This is a genomic window from Cypionkella sp. PAMC25878, from assembly GCF_058135695.1.
Genome location: NZ_CM176871.1, coordinates 4,654,754 through 4,670,553, shown reverse-complemented (window position 1 = coordinate 4,670,553; position 15,800 = coordinate 4,654,754). Strand labels below are relative to the sequence as shown.

General features: G+C 60.3%; 19 protein-coding genes. 11 read left to right on the top strand and 8 right to left on the bottom strand.

What is annotated here, in order from left to right:
* Positions 1-9 precede the first annotated feature (9 nt).
* The 5 genes from ACS5RD_RS23355 to ACS5RD_RS23335 are packed head-to-tail and all read left to right on the top strand — an operon-like array spanning position 10 to position 2,939.
* A complete protein-coding gene (locus ACS5RD_RS23355) occupies positions 10-414 on the top strand; it encodes an HPr kinase/phosphorylase (protein ID WP_489929332.1) in 405 nt (134 codons plus the stop codon).
* Positions 415-451: 37 nt separating this feature from the next.
* Positions 452-1,357: an RNase adapter RapZ gene (gene rapZ / locus ACS5RD_RS23350; RefSeq protein WP_489931423.1), complete on the top strand. Its 906-nt coding sequence runs from the start codon at positions 452-454 to the stop codon at positions 1,355-1,357.
* A 5-nt stretch (positions 1,358-1,362) separates the two neighbouring features.
* Positions 1,363-1,758, top strand: a complete 396-nt coding sequence (locus ACS5RD_RS23345; protein WP_054008122.1) for a PTS sugar transporter subunit IIA — start codon at positions 1,363-1,365, stop codon at positions 1,756-1,758.
* Between the two features lie 4 nt (positions 1,759-1,762).
* The gene (locus tag ACS5RD_RS23340; RefSeq protein WP_054008121.1) at positions 1,763-2,032 is read left to right on the top strand and encodes an HPr family phosphocarrier protein; all 270 of its coding nucleotides are present in this window, start codon (positions 1,763-1,765) and stop codon (positions 2,030-2,032) included.
* A 37-nt stretch (positions 2,033-2,069) separates the two neighbouring features.
* A complete protein-coding gene (locus tag ACS5RD_RS23335; RefSeq protein ID WP_489929331.1) occupies positions 2,070-2,939 on the top strand; it encodes a lysophospholipid acyltransferase family protein in 870 nt (289 codons plus the stop codon).
* Positions 2,940-3,054: 115 nt separating this feature from the next.
* Here ACS5RD_RS23335 and ACS5RD_RS23330 read toward each other — a convergent pair whose 3' ends face one another.
* Complete coding sequence (locus ACS5RD_RS23330; RefSeq protein WP_054008119.1) at positions 3,055-3,930, bottom strand: 3-hydroxybutyryl-CoA dehydrogenase; 876 nt, start codon at positions 3,928-3,930, stop codon at positions 3,055-3,057.
* Positions 3,931-4,092: 162 nt separating this feature from the next.
* Between ACS5RD_RS23330 and ACS5RD_RS23325 the strand changes: the two genes are divergently transcribed.
* Positions 4,093-4,920, top strand: a complete 828-nt coding sequence (locus ACS5RD_RS23325) for a DUF6473 family protein (protein ID WP_489929330.1) — start codon at positions 4,093-4,095, stop codon at positions 4,918-4,920.
* A 45-nt stretch (positions 4,921-4,965) separates the two neighbouring features.
* On the opposite strand, the gene ACS5RD_RS23320 is transcribed toward ACS5RD_RS23325, so the two are convergent.
* The 6 genes from ACS5RD_RS23320 to ACS5RD_RS23295 form a co-directional block, all read right to left on the bottom strand.
* On the bottom strand, positions 4,966-5,892 hold the full coding sequence (locus tag ACS5RD_RS23320; protein ID WP_489929329.1) for an electron transfer flavoprotein subunit alpha/FixB family protein: 927 nt from the start codon (positions 5,890-5,892) through the stop codon (positions 4,966-4,968).
* Positions 5,892-6,653: an electron transfer flavoprotein subunit beta/FixA family protein gene (locus tag ACS5RD_RS23315; protein ID WP_054008116.1), complete on the bottom strand. Its 762-nt coding sequence runs from the start codon at positions 6,651-6,653 to the stop codon at positions 5,892-5,894. Before ACS5RD_RS23315 ends, ACS5RD_RS23320 begins: the two co-directional genes overlap by 1 nt.
* 117 nt (positions 6,654-6,770) lie before the next feature.
* A complete protein-coding gene (locus tag ACS5RD_RS23310; protein WP_489929328.1) occupies positions 6,771-7,343 on the bottom strand; it encodes a cob(I)yrinic acid a,c-diamide adenosyltransferase in 573 nt (190 codons plus the stop codon).
* Complete coding sequence (locus ACS5RD_RS23305; protein WP_489929327.1) at positions 7,343-7,552, bottom strand: twin transmembrane helix small protein; 210 nt, start codon at positions 7,550-7,552, stop codon at positions 7,343-7,345. Before ACS5RD_RS23305 ends, ACS5RD_RS23310 begins: the two co-directional genes overlap by 1 nt.
* 65 nt (positions 7,553-7,617) lie before the next feature.
* Positions 7,618-8,442 carry an SDR family oxidoreductase gene (locus tag ACS5RD_RS23300; RefSeq protein ID WP_489929326.1) on the bottom strand — a complete coding sequence of 275 codons (825 nt, stop codon included), beginning with the start codon at positions 8,440-8,442 and terminating at the stop codon, positions 7,618-7,620.
* Between the two features lie 126 nt (positions 8,443-8,568).
* Entirely contained in the window at positions 8,569-9,060 is a 492-nt protein-coding gene (locus ACS5RD_RS23295; protein ID WP_489929325.1) for an SH3 domain-containing protein, read from the bottom strand.
* Between the two features lie 157 nt (positions 9,061-9,217).
* On the opposite strand from ACS5RD_RS23295, the gene ACS5RD_RS23290 reads away from it, so the two are divergent.
* Positions 9,218-11,521, top strand: coding sequence for a DNA topoisomerase IV subunit A (locus ACS5RD_RS23290; protein WP_489929324.1), 2,304 nt, complete (start codon positions 9,218-9,220; stop codon positions 11,519-11,521).
* 63 nt (positions 11,522-11,584) lie between these two features.
* Here the strand turns inward: ACS5RD_RS23290 and ACS5RD_RS23285 are convergent, their stop codons facing one another.
* Entirely contained in the window at positions 11,585-12,493 is a 909-nt protein-coding gene (locus tag ACS5RD_RS23285; protein ID WP_489929323.1) for a sugar kinase, read from the bottom strand.
* Positions 12,494-12,614: 121 nt separating this feature from the next.
* Between ACS5RD_RS23285 and ACS5RD_RS23280 the strand changes: the two genes are divergently transcribed.
* The 4 genes from ACS5RD_RS23280 (at position 12,615) to ACS5RD_RS23265 (ending at position 15,756) form a co-directional block, all read left to right on the top strand.
* On the top strand, positions 12,615-12,860 hold the full coding sequence (locus ACS5RD_RS23280; RefSeq protein WP_054008110.1) for a DUF4170 domain-containing protein: 246 nt from the start codon (positions 12,615-12,617) through the stop codon (positions 12,858-12,860).
* Positions 12,861-12,872: 12 nt separating this feature from the next.
* Positions 12,873-14,063: a 3-deoxy-D-manno-octulosonic acid transferase gene (locus ACS5RD_RS23275; RefSeq protein WP_489929322.1), complete on the top strand. Its 1,191-nt coding sequence runs from the start codon at positions 12,873-12,875 to the stop codon at positions 14,061-14,063.
* A complete protein-coding gene (gene lpxK / locus ACS5RD_RS23270; protein WP_489929321.1) occupies positions 14,063-15,025 on the top strand; it encodes a tetraacyldisaccharide 4'-kinase in 963 nt (320 codons plus the stop codon). The genes ACS5RD_RS23275 and lpxK overlap by 1 nt, the downstream gene beginning before the upstream one ends.
* A gap of 110 nt (positions 15,026-15,135) precedes the next feature.
* Positions 15,136-15,756 (top strand): TIGR02466 family protein, encoded by a 621-nt coding sequence (locus ACS5RD_RS23265; RefSeq protein WP_489929320.1) that lies wholly within the window; start codon positions 15,136-15,138, stop codon positions 15,754-15,756.
* Positions 15,757-15,800 lie beyond the last annotated feature (44 nt).

The window sequence follows — 15,800 nt, the reverse complement described above, 5'->3', positions numbered from 1 at the left end:
AGCCTGCTGATGCACGCCAGTTGTGTGGCGGTGGAGGGGCGCGGTGTGCTGATCATCGGTGCCTCGGGCACAGGCAAATCCGCGCTGGCGCTGCAGTTGATCGCCTATGGGGCAGACCTCATCGCCGATGATCAAACCCAGATCACCCCGCAACACCAACAGCTTATCGCAACCTGCCCACCGCAACTCTCTGGCATGATCGAAGCGCGCGGCGTGGGCCTGCTGCACTCCACCCCTTGCGCCAGCGCCATGATCAGCCTCGTCGTCGATCTTGACCAAACCGAGACGCAACGTCTGCCGCCCAAACGCATCACATCTTTGCTGGGGGTGTCACTCCCTCTTGTCCTTGGCGCAGAAAGCAACCATTTTCCAGCTTCGGTCTTGTGCTATCTGAAGGGGGCAAGGCTGGAGTGAGGCAGACGTGACAGTGAATACCGAACTTGGCCAAACGGTGGGGTATACCGAACCCGGACCAGAGCATCAGCTGGTGCTGATCACCGGCCCCTCGGGCGCGGGGCGAACCACGGCGATTCACGCGCTGGAGGATTTGGGCTTTGAGGTGATCGACAACCTTCCGCTCTCGCTTGTCCCCCGGCTGATCGACGGCCCCAGCCTTGGCCGCCCCATCGCGCTGGGCCTAGATGTGCGCAACCGTGATTTTAATACCACAGCGTTGATAGAGCTGATCGACACCCTCACCCGCGACCCCCGCGTCGGCCTTGAGCTGATCTATCTCGATTGCGATCCGAATGAACTGATCCGGCGCTATTCGCAAACCCGCCGCCGCCATCCCCTCGCCCCGATGGAAACCCCAACCGAAGGCATCGCGCGTGAGATTGATCTGCTGACCCCGGTGCGGGTGCGCGCCGATCATCTGATCGACACCACCGAGATGTCGCCGCACGATCTGAAAGCTGAGATCGGTCAATGGTTTAACCGTGACGCAACGGCACATATGGCGGTTTCGGTGCAATCTTTCAGCTACAAGCGTGGACTGCCGCGCGGTCTTGATATGGTGTTCGACTGTCGCTTTTTGACAAATCCCTACTGGCAAGCCGATCTGCGCAACAAAGATGGCCGCGATTCTGCCGTAGCCGCCCATATCGAAACCGATCCGCGCTTTGCGGATTTCTTCCAAAGGTTGCAGGGTCTTGTTCTGATGCTCCTTCCAGCCCATCTTGCAGAGGGTAAAGCGCATCTGTCGATTGGCTTTGGCTGCACTGGCGGGCAACATCGCTCTGTTGCAGTTGCAGAAAAACTGGGCAAGGTGCTTGCAGAAGCGGGCTGGCCGGTGTCAAAACGGCATCGTGAATTGGAACGCAGGGCAGCAACTTTACCTGCCGTGGGATTGAGGTAAGACGCGTGATCGGTATCGTGATCGTGGCACATGGCGGCTTGGCGCGGGAATATCTTTCCGCTGTCGAACACGTGGTTGGTCCGCAGACCTCCATGCGGGCGATAGCGATTGAGGATGACCATGACCGCGCCGCCAAACAGCGCGAGATTTGTGACGCCGCCGATGCGGTCGATCAGGGGCAGGGTGTGGTGATGGTGACCGATATGTTTGGCGGCTCGCCGTCGAACCTGTCGCTGATGGCCTGTGCCGCCTCTGAACGCCGGATCATCTACGGCGCAAACCTGCCGATGCTGATCAAGCTGGCAAAATCCCGCGAACTTCCGGTGACAGAGGCCGTCGCGGCCGCGCTGGAAGCAGGCCGCAAATACATCAATTCGCTGGATTTGGGCGGGGGGGCCTAAGAATATGGCCGCAGAAACCCTGCAAATCGTCAACGAAAAGGGCCTGCACGCCCGCGCTTCTGCCAAATTCGTCGAGGTGGTTGAGGAATTTGACGCAACGGCACAGGTCACCAAAGACGGAATGACCGTGTCCGGCGACAGCATCATGGGGCTTTTGATGTTGGCAGCCTCACGCGGAACCTCTATTGAGGTCTCTACCAGTGGGCCAGCCGCTGCGGCGCTTGCCGAGGCTCTGGCGGCTCTGGTGGCCAATCGCTTCGGGGAAGAGTTCTGAAGCGCGGTTCGGGGAAGGCTTAGGCTTCGTGACAGACATGCCACAGACAGAGACCGTCAACGCGACGCCGCCCACGGCCAAGCGCGAATATGACATGCGGCGGCTGTCCTATGCCGGCACCTTCAGCAATCCGTTCAAGGCCGGGGCGATTCGCGCGATTGAATGGCTGACGGCGAAGATCACGCTGCTGCGGCTGATCCGCGATTTTGAACGCTCGGGCGCACCGTTCGGCTCGCCGTTCTGGCCGAAAGCGATCAAGCAGATGGGGATTCGCATTGATACCCCGCCCGAGGAAATCGCGCTGATTCCCGCAACCGGGCCGCTCGTTGTGGTCGCCAACCATCCGCATGGCTTGGTCGATGGCATGATCATGGCCGAAATGGTCAACCGCGTGCGCGCGGATTTCAAGATTCTGACCCGCAGCCTGCTGACGGGTATCCCCGAAGTCGCCGAGTTTATGATCCCGGTGCCGTTCCCGCATGAAGAAAACGCGCGGCAACTGGGCCTAGAGATGCGCATAGAGACGATGGCGCATCTGAAGGCCGGCGGCGTGATCATCGTGTTTCCGGCGGGTAAAGTGGCGATGTCGGAAGGCTTCTTTGGCCCGGCGATTGAGGCCGAATGGAACGTTTTCACCCATAAGATGATCCAACGCTCGGGGGCAACGATCCTGCCGATCCACTTCACCGGGCAGAATTCGCGCAGCTTCCTGATCGCCAACAAGCTGTCGGATACGCTGCGACAGGGCTTGCTTTTGTGTGAGATCAAGCGGGCTTTGTTCAAACCGCAGCGCCCCTATATTGGGGCACCTATTCCGGCAACCGAGTTGGACAAATGGGAAGGCAACCCGCGCGGTTTCCTTGCGTGGCTGCGCCAGCACACATTGGATTTGGGCAAAAAGCCGTAAGGTTTGGCTTAGGCTAAATCGGGGGGCTTGGCGGCGGAAGTGTTAAAACTTCCTTAATGCCACCCCTGTAACCCATTGATTTCGTTAGGCCGACATTTTGTCCACGCGAGGACACTCACCGCGTCGGAACCGGAACCTCGCCGCGATAATCATAAAACCCGCGCTGAGTCTTCCGCCCCAACCAGCCCGCCTCAACATATTTCGACAGCAGCGGGCAGGGTCGATATTTCGTATCCCCCAGCCCCTCATGCAGCACATTCATGATCGCAAGGCAGGTATCCAGCCCGATAAAATCCGCCAATTCCAGCGGCCCCATCGGATGATTGGCCCCCAGTTTCAAGCTCTCATCAATCGACTTCACCGAGCCCACGCCTTCATAGAGCGTATAAACCGCCTCGTTGATCATCGGCATCAAAATCCGGTTGACGATGAAGGCCGGGAAATCCTCAGCAGACGCCGCCGTCTTGCCCAGCTTGCCGACCACCGCCAGCAGGGTATCATAGGTCGGCTTATCGGTCGCAATGCCCCGGATCAGCTCCACCAGCTGCATCACCGGCACCGGGTTCATAAAGTGGAACCCCATGAACTTTTCTGGCCGATCCGTCCGGCTGGCCAGTCGGGTGATCGAAATAGATGAGGTGTTTGAGGTCAGAATGGTATCCGGCCCCAGATGCGGCAACAGCCCGTCAAAGATCGCATTCTTGATGGCTTCCTTTTCCGTCGCAGCCTCAATCACCAGATCCAGCGGCCCCAGATCGGCCAGCACCGCTGTGGTCTTGATCCGCGCCATCGCGGCGGCCTTATCCTCGGCCGCCAGCTTGCCACGCGAGACCTGCCGCTCCATATTCTTGTCGATGGTGGCGATAGCCTTGTCTAGCATCTCAGGGTTCACATCGTTCAGCAGCACATCATATCCGGCCATCGCGAACACATGCGCAATCCCATTGCCCATCTGCCCCGCCCCAACGATGCCCACCGACCGGATTTCCATGCCAACGCCCCTTTAACCTGCTCGCGGCACAATACGCAGCCTAAGGGGGCAGGTGCAACCCTGTGGCGATTCAGAACAATTCGCCACAAATGCCCGCGTTAGCGATTTGGAAAGGCGATTCGGGCAAAGTCGATCTTGGGTGTTAAGACGAATGGGTGGGCTATGGCGTATGTGTTTCCCGGCGAGGGGTCGCTGGATTATTTTCCATGCCGATATGGCAGCTCGCGGGTTTTGTTCCGCGGGCCAAGGCGAGATATTGAGCGGGCCTATGTCGCGGTTTTGGGCGGAACCGAAACCTATGGCAAGTTCGTGCCGGTGCCCTTCCCGGATCTGATGGAGCGGGAACTCGGCCTGCCAGTGGCCAATCTGGGCTGCATGAATGCGGGGCCGGATGTGTTTCTGAATGAGGTTGCGGTGACACAGATCGCCGCACAGGCCTCGGTGACGGTGGTGCAGATACTGGGCGCGCAAAACCTGTCGAACCGCTACTACGCCGTGCATCCGCGCCGCAATGATCGGTTTCTGGGGGCCACGCCGCTGCTGCGCGCAATTTACCCGCGCGTTGATTTCACCGAGTTCAATTTCACCCGACACATGCTGATGTCGCTGCAAAGCGCCTCGGCGGATAAGTTTGAGGTGTTGGCCGAGGAGTTGCGCGCGGCTTGGGTGACACGGATGAAGCTGCTGCTGTCGCGGCTGGGGCGGCGGGTGATTCTGCTCTGGGTGTCGGATCAGCCGCCACCGTCGCCCACCCGCAGGGTTGATCTGGCGCGCAGTCCCTTGCTGATCGACAGTGAGATGATCCAGGCGATCCGCGCGCCTGTCGCCGCCTATGTCGAAGCGGTGTTCAGCCCCGAGGCGCTGTCGCAAGGCGTTGATGGCATGGCTTTCGCGCCGATGGAGGCCCCCGCCGCAGCTGGGCTTCCGGGGCCTGCCGCGCACCGCGAAGTCGCTGATTTGCTGATGCCCGCCATCCATCAACTGATGTGAAAAAGGGCGCCGCAAGGCGCCCTTTCCAACTCAACTTCTGCAATCTTACAGCTTTTCGATCAGTTCCGGCACGATCGCGAACAGATCGCCCACCAGACCGTAATCCGCCACTTGGAAGATCGGCGCTTCTTCATCCTTGTTGATCGCGACGATGACTTTGCTGTCCTTCATCCCGGCAAGGTGTTGAATAGCCCCAGAAATCCCGACAGCCACATAAAGCTGCGGTGCCACGACTTTACCGGTCTGACCGACTTGCCAATCGTTCGGCGCATAGCCAGAGTCGACCGCTGCGCGCGAGGCACCAACGGCAGCGCCCAGTTTGTCGGCCAGTTTCTCGATCAGATCGAAGCTTTCTTTCGAGCCAACGCCACGGCCACCTGACACCACGATGCCAGCCGAAGTCAGTTCTGGGCGATCCGAAGTTGCGGTTTTGTCTTCGACCCAAGCCGAAAGCCCAGCCTCACCCGGCCCGCCGATTTTCTCAACAGCCGCCGAACCATTCGACTCAACAGCAGTGAAAGTTGCGGTACGGACGGTGAAAACCTTCTTCGCATCCACTGACTTCACGGTCTGCACCGCGTTGCCGGCATAGATCGGGCGCTCAAACGTATCGGCATCAATCACGGCGGTTGCGTCCGAGATCACCATCACGTCAAGCAAAGCCGCCGCACGCGGCAGCACGTTTTTGTTGAATGCGGTGGCCGCGCCGCAGATATGGCTATAGCCCCCCGCCAGCGACACCACCAAAGCGGCGGTCGATTCCGCCATGCCGTGGCAATAGGCGTGATCATCGGCGAACAACACTTTGGAAACACCGGACAATTTTGCAGCTTCAGCAGCGGCGGCATCACCACCCGTGCCAGCAACCAACACATGCACGTCGCCAAGCGAAGCTACAGCTGCCAAGGTTTTGGCCACGGCATCCGTCGCCAAAGCGCCTTCGTTTACATCAGCAATCAGCAGTACGGCCATCAGATCACCCCCGCTTCGTCTTTAAGTTTCGCAATCAGTTCGTCGACCGAGCCGACTTTGACGCCAGCCTTGCGGCCTGCGGGTTCAACCGTTTTCACGATGTTCAGACGCGGGGTGACATCAACGCCGAAATCCGCCGGAGTCTTAATCGCCAGCGGCTTGGCCTTGGCTTTCATGATGTTTGGCAGCGAGGCATAGCGCGGCTCGTTCAAACGCAGATCGACCGAAACGATGGTTGGCATTTTCACCGAAATCGTCTGCAAACCGCCATCAACTTCGCGGGTGACCACGGCTTTGTCGCCGTCAATCGCCAGTTCAGACACAAACGTCGCTTGGCTCCAGCCCAGCAGTGCCGACAGCATCTGCCCGGTGGCATTCATATCGTTATCAATGGCTTGCTTGCCGCAAAGCACGATCCCCGGTGCTTCTTCGCGCACCACGGCGGCCAGCAGCTTGGCAACCGACAAAGGCTCAATATCGGTATGCACGTTATCGGTGGCTTCGATCAGAATGGCGCGGTCTGCGCCCATCGCCAAAGCAGTGCGCAGGGTTTCCTGGCTTTGCTTGACGCCGATGGAAACCACGACAACCTCGGTCGCCACGCCCTTTTCCTTCAGCCGGATCGCTTCTTCGACAGCAATCTCGTCAAAAGGGTTCATCGACATTTTCACATTGGCCAGATCAACCCCGGAACCGTCCGCTTTCACGCGCACTTTCACGTTGTAGTCGATCACACGTTTGACAGGTACAAGAACCTTCATCGCGCATATCTCCGTTCAATGGCCCGAAGGCCGCCCAAGCTCTCGCCGCTGTCATATATGGTTGATCGCGTCGGTAACAGACCAAAACCGACGAAATAGCGCGGTCAGACGTCGCGTCTAGCGCGTGAGGCCGGGCACCCAGAGCACGTCGTCTTTGCCGTCATTATTGGCGATCCGGCCCGCCACAAAGAACCAGTCCGACAGACGGTTGAGGTATTTCACCGCTTCCGGGTTGACCGCCTCGGAGGCCGCCAGTTCCACCACCAACCGCTCAGCCCGCCGACACACCGTCCGGCACAAATGCAGTTGCGCCGCCAAAGCGCTGCCCCCCGGCAGGATAAAGCTGCGCAACGGCGTCAGGCGGGCGTTCATCGCATCAATTTCCGCCTCAAGTCGCGCCACTTGTGCCGCGATCATCCGCAAACGCGGGTAGGGCGCTTCGGCGTCGTTCTCCATATCCGGGGTGCAGAGATCAGCGCCCAGATCGAACAGATCGTTGGAAATCCGCTGCAACGCGGCGTCGATATCGCCGCTGGAATGTTGCCGCGCCAGCCCCACTGTGGCATTCGTCTCATCCACTGTGCCATAAGCGCTGACCCGCGCCGAGTGCTTCGGCACCCGCGCACCATTACCCAAAGCGGTTTCACCCTTGTCGCCGGTTTTGGTATAAATTTTTGACAGAACAACCATCAGTTGCCCCCTTTGCTGCGGTAATAAGCGTAGCCGACGATGATGATCACTGCGCCCGCCTGCGCGATAATCCGATAGCGCATCAAACGGTTGGAGTGTTTGCGGTGAAATTCGCCGCCCTTTGCGAAGCCGCCGATACCAATCATCAGGATGATCAGCACGACGAAACAGGCAAGCACGCCAAAGATGAAGATCGGGTCGCTGAGCATGGGAGGCTCCTTTCGCTTTGCCTTGATTTAGGCGCTTGCCAACAAAAAGCGAACCGGAAAATGCCTTAGCCCTTGGCGATCACCCAATCCAGCAGTCGCGTGGGCAGAATCCGCCGTGCAAACCCCATCAGATGCGTCGGCGTTGTGACATAATACCGCGCTTTGGGGCGGGCGGATTCCAGCGCATGGATCAGCTTTTCGGTCACAGCCGAGGCGGGCAACTCCCAGCGATCCTTTGGGCCAGCCTGATAAAGCCGCCCCCGCAACGTCGCATATTCCGCAGCGCGTGCCGAGTTTTGCCAGTCAATCCAGCGCTCAAAATGCGGGATAGCCTTTTCGCGGATCGAGGTGCCAATCGGCCCCGGTTCGATCAGGATCACCTTGATGCCCGTATCGGCCATCTCGATGCGCAACACATCGGTCAGCCCCTCCATCGCGAATTTCGTCGCGACATAAGCGCCGCGCCATTTCAGCGCAACAAGACCAAGTACCGAGGAACAGTTGATAATCCGCCCACCACCCTGCGCCCGCATCAACGGGATCACCCGCCGCGTCAGGTCGTGATAGCCGAACAGATTGGTCTCAAAAATCGCGCGCAACGCTCCACGCGGCAGGTCTTCCACCGCGCCAGGACAGGCAAACGCGCCGTTGTTGTACAAAGCGTCCAGTTTGCCCTCGGTGCGCGTCACCACTTCGGCCACCGCAGCCTCAACACTGGCTTCATCGGCGTAATCCAGCACGAAACTTTCCAAGCCTTCCGCCCGCAACCGCTCGCAATCGGGTTCTTGCCTGCAAGTGGCGAACACCCGCCAGCCCCGCGCTTTCAAGCCGCGCGCGGCGTCAAGCCCGATGCCCGACGAGCATCCCGTGATCAGAATCGTGCGTTCCATGCCTGCTGCCCCTTTTTGGATTTTTCCCTTCGTAGGGGCTGCGGCAGGTTTCGACAATCGTTCAGTTTTAGATACGCATTCAGTTTTAGATTGGCGCTCCGCTCAAAATTGGCGTGCCGTTCAAAATCACTCGGTCAGCAAACGCGTGGCGATATAGCCCTCAATGCCGTCGCCCTCGATTCGAATCAGCGACCAGCCATCCGCGCCTTCGCCTTGCGCCACCACCAGCACAGAGTCGCCGCGCATCAACCGACCGACCACATCATAATCCTTGCCGGGGCCGGATCGCACATTGGCGGATTTCGCGTTCACCACCATCAGCACGCCCGGTTCAGCCGCGATGGGCTCTGCCACGACGGGCGCAGAGGGGGTTTCCTCCACAGCCGGAGTGACCATCAGCGGCGCTTCGGGGACGAAAGCCGCTTCTGTCACAGGTATAACCGCAGGCGCGGCAACCACTGCAGGTGCATCCGCACCAACCACCGGGGCATCAGCCACAGGGGCTGCCACAACCGGTGGCTTTTCAACCAAACCAAAGCGCTGCTGACCGCGATCAGCGCCGCCGAAATACATTGCTGTAAAAAGCCCCGCACAAAGGAAAAAAGTAAGTTTAAACATCGCACAGGCACTCCACTGAAGAGCAGCAGCCATAGCACCATCTTACGCGTTTTGGGGTTGAAAAAACAGCGATTCTTCCCCCCAAATCGCGCCACCCCCAACCGCGCCTTGCGTTTTCCGGCTGGACCAGCCCCCGGGCCCGCACTACACGACATCCATGTCCGACGCCGAAGATGATCCCAAGATAGAGTCTATTACCCTTGCCGAGCCTTTGGCTCGCGCGATTGGTGAACGCTATCTGACTTATGCTTTGTCGACCATCATGCACCGGGCCTTGCCCGATGCGCGTGATGGCTTGAAACCTGTTCATCGCCGCATCCTTTTCGCTATGCGAGAGTTAAAGCTTTCGGCGACGTCCGCGTTCCGTAAGTCTGCAAAAATATCTGGCGATGTGATGGGCAACTATCACCCCCACGGCGATTCCGCGATTTACGACGCGATGGCGCGGTTGGCGCAAGATTTCAACGTGCGTTACCCGCTGGTTGATGGCCAAGGCAACTTTGGCAATATCGACGGCGATAACCCCGCCGCCAGCCGCTACACCGAGGCTCGCCTCACCGCGATTGCCGAGACCTTGATGGAAGGCCTGACCGAAAACGCGGTCGACTTCCGCCCGAACTATGATGGCACGCTGGAAGAACCAGTGGTGATGCCCGCCGCCTTCCCGAATCTGTTGGCGAATGGCTCGTCTGGTATTGCGGTCGGCATGGCCACCAACATCCCGCCGCATAACCTTGAGGAGTTGATCCTCGGTTGCCACGCCATGATGGCCGATCCGGCGATCACCGATGAGGCTTTGGTCGAGATCATCCCCGGCCCGGATTTCCCCACCGGCGGCATTATGATTGAGCCGCGCGCGACGATGTTGGAAGCCTACCGCACCGGGCGCGGCAGCTTCCGCACCCGCGCGAAATGGCATGTCGAAGATCTGGGCCGTGGCACCTGGCAGATCATCATCACCGAGATCCCGTATCAGGTGCCGAAATCCCGGCTGATCGAAAAGCTGGCCGAACTGATCCAGACCAAGAAAATCCCGCTGCTCGCCGATGTGCGCGACGAATCCGCCGATGATATCCGCATCGTGCTGGAGCCGCGCTCACGCACGGTTGAAGCCGATATGCTGATGGCGGCGCTGTTCAAATCGTCGGACCTTGAGGCGCGGTTCAGCCTAAACATGAACGTGCTGATCGACGGGCGGCAGCCGAAAGTCTGTAGCCTCAAGGAAGTCCTGCGCGCCTTCCTCGACCACCGCCGCGATGTCCTGAAACGCCGCAGTCAGCATCGGATGGAAAAGATCGACCACCGGTTAGAGGTGCTCGAAGGCTTCATCATCACCTTCCTGAACCTTGATCGCGTCATTGATATCATCCGCTATGACAATGACCCCAAGGCCGCGTTGATGGCCGAACACTGGGGCAAGCCGCACAAACGCGCGATGTCCGAGAAAGATTACGTTCCGCCGAAACCCGGCGAGGGTGAGCTGACCGAGGTGCAGACCGAGGCCATCCTGAACATGCGCCTGCGCTCGTTGCGCCGCTTGGAAGAAATGGAACTGATCGCCGAGCGCGACGCTTTGATGGCCGAACGGGCGGGGCTTGTTGACCTTTTGGAAAGCGATGCGTTGCAATGGACCCAGATCGGCGTTGAACTCGACGATATCCGCAAGAAATTCGGCAAAGACACCGTTCTGGGCCGCCGCCGCACCGCCTTCGCCGAGGCGGGCGATGTCGAGGAAGTATCTTTTGAGGCGATGATTGAACGCGAACCGATCACCGTGGTCTGCTCGCAAATGGGCTGGATCAGGGCGTTGAAGGGCCATGTCGATCTGGCAACCGAGCAGAAGTTCAAAGATGGCGATACCGCCCGCTTTGCCTTCCACGCCGAGACCACCGATAAAATCTTGCTGATCGGCGCGAATGGCCGCTTCTACACCCTGATCGGCGTCAACCTGCCGGGTGGGCGCGGCATGGGCGAACCTGTCCGCCTGATGGTCGATCTGCCAAACGATTCCGAGATCGTCGATCTGCAAATCTTCCGCGCCGGTGAAAAGCTGTTGGTGGCATCCTCGGCAGGGGATGGATTTGTTGTCACCTCGGATGAGGTGCTGGCGCAGACCCGTGCGGGTAAGCAGGTTCTCAGCCTTAGTACGGGCGTGAAGACCGCGATTTGTCGCAAGATTCAGGGCGACCATGTCGCCGTGGTGGGGGACAATCGCAAGGTTCTGGTGTTCCCGCTGGCGGAGCTGCCGGAGATGGCCAAGGGCAAAGGCGTGCGGCTGCAGAAATACAAAGATGGCGGGCTTTCGGATGCCACCACTTTTGTTTTGGCAGCGGGCTTGGCTTGGAAAGACCCGGCGGGGCGGACCCGGACCGAGACGGATCTGGCCGAATGGATCGGGGCGCGGGCCTCGGCGGGGCGGATGGCACCTCGGGGGTTTCCACGCGATAATCGGTTCAACTGAAGGGGCGGTCCGCGCGCGGACCGTTCACCCCAGTAAATGATTTCAAAGGCTTAGGTTTTTGCGTTAGGGTGGCGTTAACTTTTTCGGTGCAATCAAAGCCCCTGGTGCCGCGATCACTTGTGCGGCCAAAGCCGCCCCTTGCTGAAGACTCTCGGGCATCGAAGCCCCCTGCATGCGTGCCGCGAGAAACCCCGCGTTGAAGCTGTCGCCTGCTGCGGTGCTGTCCACGACGCTCTGCGGCGTGGGCTGCATTTCATAGGCGGAACCCTCCCAAGCCTCGACCATGCCCCCGCCGTTTTTCACCACCACACACCCCACGCCCAACGCGCGATAGCGCGCAATCGTCACCGAGGGGCTGGCATCGCCGAACACCCGCGCGTCTTCGTCGAAGGACGGCAGCACGATGTCGGCACCCCGCGCGGCAGCCGTCATCCAGTGCAGTAGCTCGGCCAACTCTGGCCATAGCCGTGCGCGCATATTTGGATCGAAGGCCACCAGCGCGCCCTTTGACCGCGCTTGCGCCACAGCCGCCAACAACGCCGCGCGGCCAGAGGCGGGCAGGATCGCCAAGGTGATCCCGGAAAACACCACCAGCGCCGCTCCCGCAAGGCCGTGCGCCAAAGCACCCGGATCATCTGCCAGCCGCCGCGCGGCAGAACTGTCGCGCCAATAGCTGAAGCTGCGTTCGCCATTCTGCAAGCTTATCAGATAGATGCCGACCGTCATCTCTGCCCGCTGCGCCACATGTGCGGTGCCAATCCCTGACGCTTGCATAAACGCCAGCATCTGATCTGACAGCGCATCCGTCCCCACGGCGCTCAGGTAATCGACCGTCCAGTCGGCAGGCAGGCAATGCCGCAGATACCAAGCGGTGTTAAACGTATCCCCCGCAAAACCCTGCCGCAGCAGACCATCCCCGGCCGACGACAGTTCCACCATACATTCGCCAATCGCCAAGACCCGCCTTGCCATCATATCCCCCATATCAAGACCAGAATGATCGGCCAGCGCAGCCTGTGCAAGTGCGGCAAGCCTTGAACCGCGCCCGCGCACCCGTTACCCTGTGCAACGGTGCAGCAGTAGGAAATCCAGCATGGCGCAGCGTCTTCATCTTGTGTTTGGCGGCGAGCTTGTCAGCCCGCAAAAGAACGTCTTCAAGGATGTCAGCCAGATTCACATCGTCGGCATGTATCCCGATTATGCGACGGCGTTTTCGGCATGGAAGGCGGAAGCGCAACGCACGGTCGACAATGCTCATATGCGCTATTTCATCGCGCATATTCACCGGTTGCGCGAAGAAGGCGTACCCGGATCTCTGACCGAGGAGATGGGCGCGTAAGCGACCGTTTTTATGGCACTATCCCTAGGCCGCACGCTTTACAATCTGACCGGACGGAGCGCGGTTGGCCCCGATATTGCGCGGCCCGCCCGCCCACCGGGCCATCTGATATGGCTGCATGCGGCAGAGATCGGCTGCTCGCGCGGGTTGCGGCAACTGGCTTTGCGACTGGTCGAGGAATTGGGCGTCACGGTGCTGTTGACCTGCCCGGAAGCGGTGCCACTGACCGCGGATATGCTGCATCAGCAGCCACCTTTCGACACACCCACTGAGGCCCGCGCGTTTCTGTCGCATTGGGCCCCGGCTTTGGTGATTATGGCGGAAGGTGAATTGCGCCCCGCGCTGCTGTTTGAGGCGGCCGAACGTGGCCTGCCGGTGATCATGGTGGATGCCCGCGCGCCCTATCTGATGAAGGGGCGCGAGGGTTGGTATCCGGGATTGATGCGGTCGGCGCTGCAATCTTTCGCACAAGTTTTGGCGGTGGATGAGGCGGCGGCGCGGGCGTTTCGGCGCGCCGGGGCGGCAGCGGTCGCGGTGGCGGGGCGGATGGAGGAGCCTTCGGCGGCGCTGTCTTATCATGAACCCGAGCGCGCGATGTTGGCCGGGTTGATGGCGACGCGCCCGGTGTGGCTGGCAGTGGATGTGCCTGCGGCAGAGGAAGCGGCGGTGATTGCAGCGCATCGCGCGGCGTTAAGGTTGGCGCATCGGTTGCTGTTAATCTTGGTGCCGCAGGATGTGTCGCGGGCGGCGGAACTGGCGGTTTTCATGGAGGTATCGGAGGGCTGGACCGTGGCGCAGCGCAGTCTGGATCAGGAACCGGATGCGGAAACCGAGGTTTATATCCCTGATTCTGCTGCAGAATATGGGCTGTGGTATCGCTTGGCTCCGGTCAGTTATATGGGCGGGTCGTTGCTGGGCGAGGGCTGCGCGCGCAACCCAATGGAGCCAGCGGCTTTGGGATCGGCGATTGTCTATGGGCCAAGGCCGGGCGGCTATGGCTCGGTTTTCGGGCGTTTGGGCGCGGCGCAGGCGGCGCGAGCGGTGGGGTCTGCGGGTGATCTGGGCGATGCTTTGAGTGATCTGCTGGCCCCAGATCGGGCGGCACGGCTGGCGCAGGCGGCTTGGGCCTTGGCCTCGGATGGGGTTGAGGTGACGGATCGGGTGGTCGCGTTTGCGCGTGATGTGCTGGATGGGGGAAGCTGATGCGCGCGCCGGGGTTTTGGTCTAACGCGCCGGAAAGACCGGGGGTTTGGGCGCGGGTTTTGGCTCCGTTGGGGTGGATCTATGGCTGGGCTACGGCGCGGCGGTTGCGGGGGGCGGGGTATAGGGCTGCGGTGCCAGTGATTTGCATCGGTAATATCAACGCGGGCGGGACCGGGAAGACGCCGATGGCGATGGCTTTGGTGGAGCGGTTGCTGGCGCGCGGGCGGCGGGTGGCGGTGGTCAGCCGGGGCCATGGTGGGTCTTTGGCGGGGCCAGTGCAGGTTGATCCGGTGAAGCATCGGGCGGAACAGGTCGGGGATGAGCCGCTGTTGCTGGCGGCGTTTTGTGACGTGTGGGTTTCGAAAGATCGCGCGGCGGGGGTTCGGGCGGCGGAGGCGGCGGGGGTTGACGTGGTGTTGCTGGACGACGGGTTTCAGAATCCGTCAGTGATGAAGGATCTGTCGATCGTGGTGGTCGATGCGGTGGTAGGGTTTGGCAACGGGCGGTGTCTTCCTGCCGGGCCGTTGCGGGAGCCTGTCTCGGTGGGGCTGGCGCGGGCGGATTTTGTATTGGCGATTGGGGATGCCGGGTTTTCTGTGGAAGGGGTGCCGTTGCTGCGCGGGCGGTTGGAGGTGCTGGCGATGGGAATGGGCTGGGCGGGCGAGCGGGTGCTGGCTTTCGCCGGGATCGGGCGGCCGGAGAAGTTTTTCGCGACCCTGCGAGGCGAGGGGGCTGTCGTGGTGCGGGGTGAGGCTTTGGACGATCATCAGCCGCTGTCGGAGGCTTTGCTCACCCGGTTGGAAGTCGAGGCGTTTGCTAAGGGGGCGCAGTTGGTGACGACGGAGAAGGATGCGGTCCGGCTGCCCGAGGCGTTCCGGGCGCGGGTTTTGACTTTGCCGGTGCGGTTGCGGATTGAGGATTGGGGGCCGTTGGAGGCGGCGTTTGATCGGTTGGGGATTTGATTTGTCCACGCGTGGACAGGTTTTGGGATATGTGAAATCAAGGGGTTAGGAGGGGGTCGTTTAGGGTTTGTTAACCTTTGAACCCTTCGACCATAGCGGAGTATCAGGCCATGTCGAACATTGAATCGCTTTTTGTCACGCGGCTGTATCGCGCGGCCTTGGCCGAGCAGGGCAAGCCGATTGATCTGGAGGAGTTGGAAAACTCTTGCCTCGCCATCGCCGAGGATGATGAGGCCGGGCAAAACTGGTGCGAAAAGCACGGCTATCCGGGCTATACCAGCTATGCCTCACTCGATGATCTGCCGTGGCGGTTTCCGATTTTCAAAGCCTTGGTCAAGGTACTGGACAAGCATGTTGAGGGCTTTGTGAAGGATGTGCAGTTTGATTTGGGGAGTAAGAAGATCAAGCTGGATTCGTTGTGGATCAATATCTTGCCGCAGGGCGGGGTGCACAGCTCGCATATCCACCCGCATAGCGTGATCTCGGGGACCTGCTATGTGACGATGCCGAAGGGGACTTCAGCGATCAAGTTTGAAGACCCGCGCCTTCCGATGATGATGGCCGCCCCGCCGCGCAAAGGGAAGGTGCGGGATGAGCTGCGCACCTTCGTCTACCGCGCACCCGAGGCGGGCGAGGTGCTGCTGTGGGAAAGCTGGCTGCGCCATGAGGTGCCGATGAATATGGCGGAAGAGGACCGGATCAGTGTGAGTTTTAATTATGGGTGGGGGTGAGGGGTTTGGCAGATCCTCATGGCTCGCCCCTAGTGCACAATTGA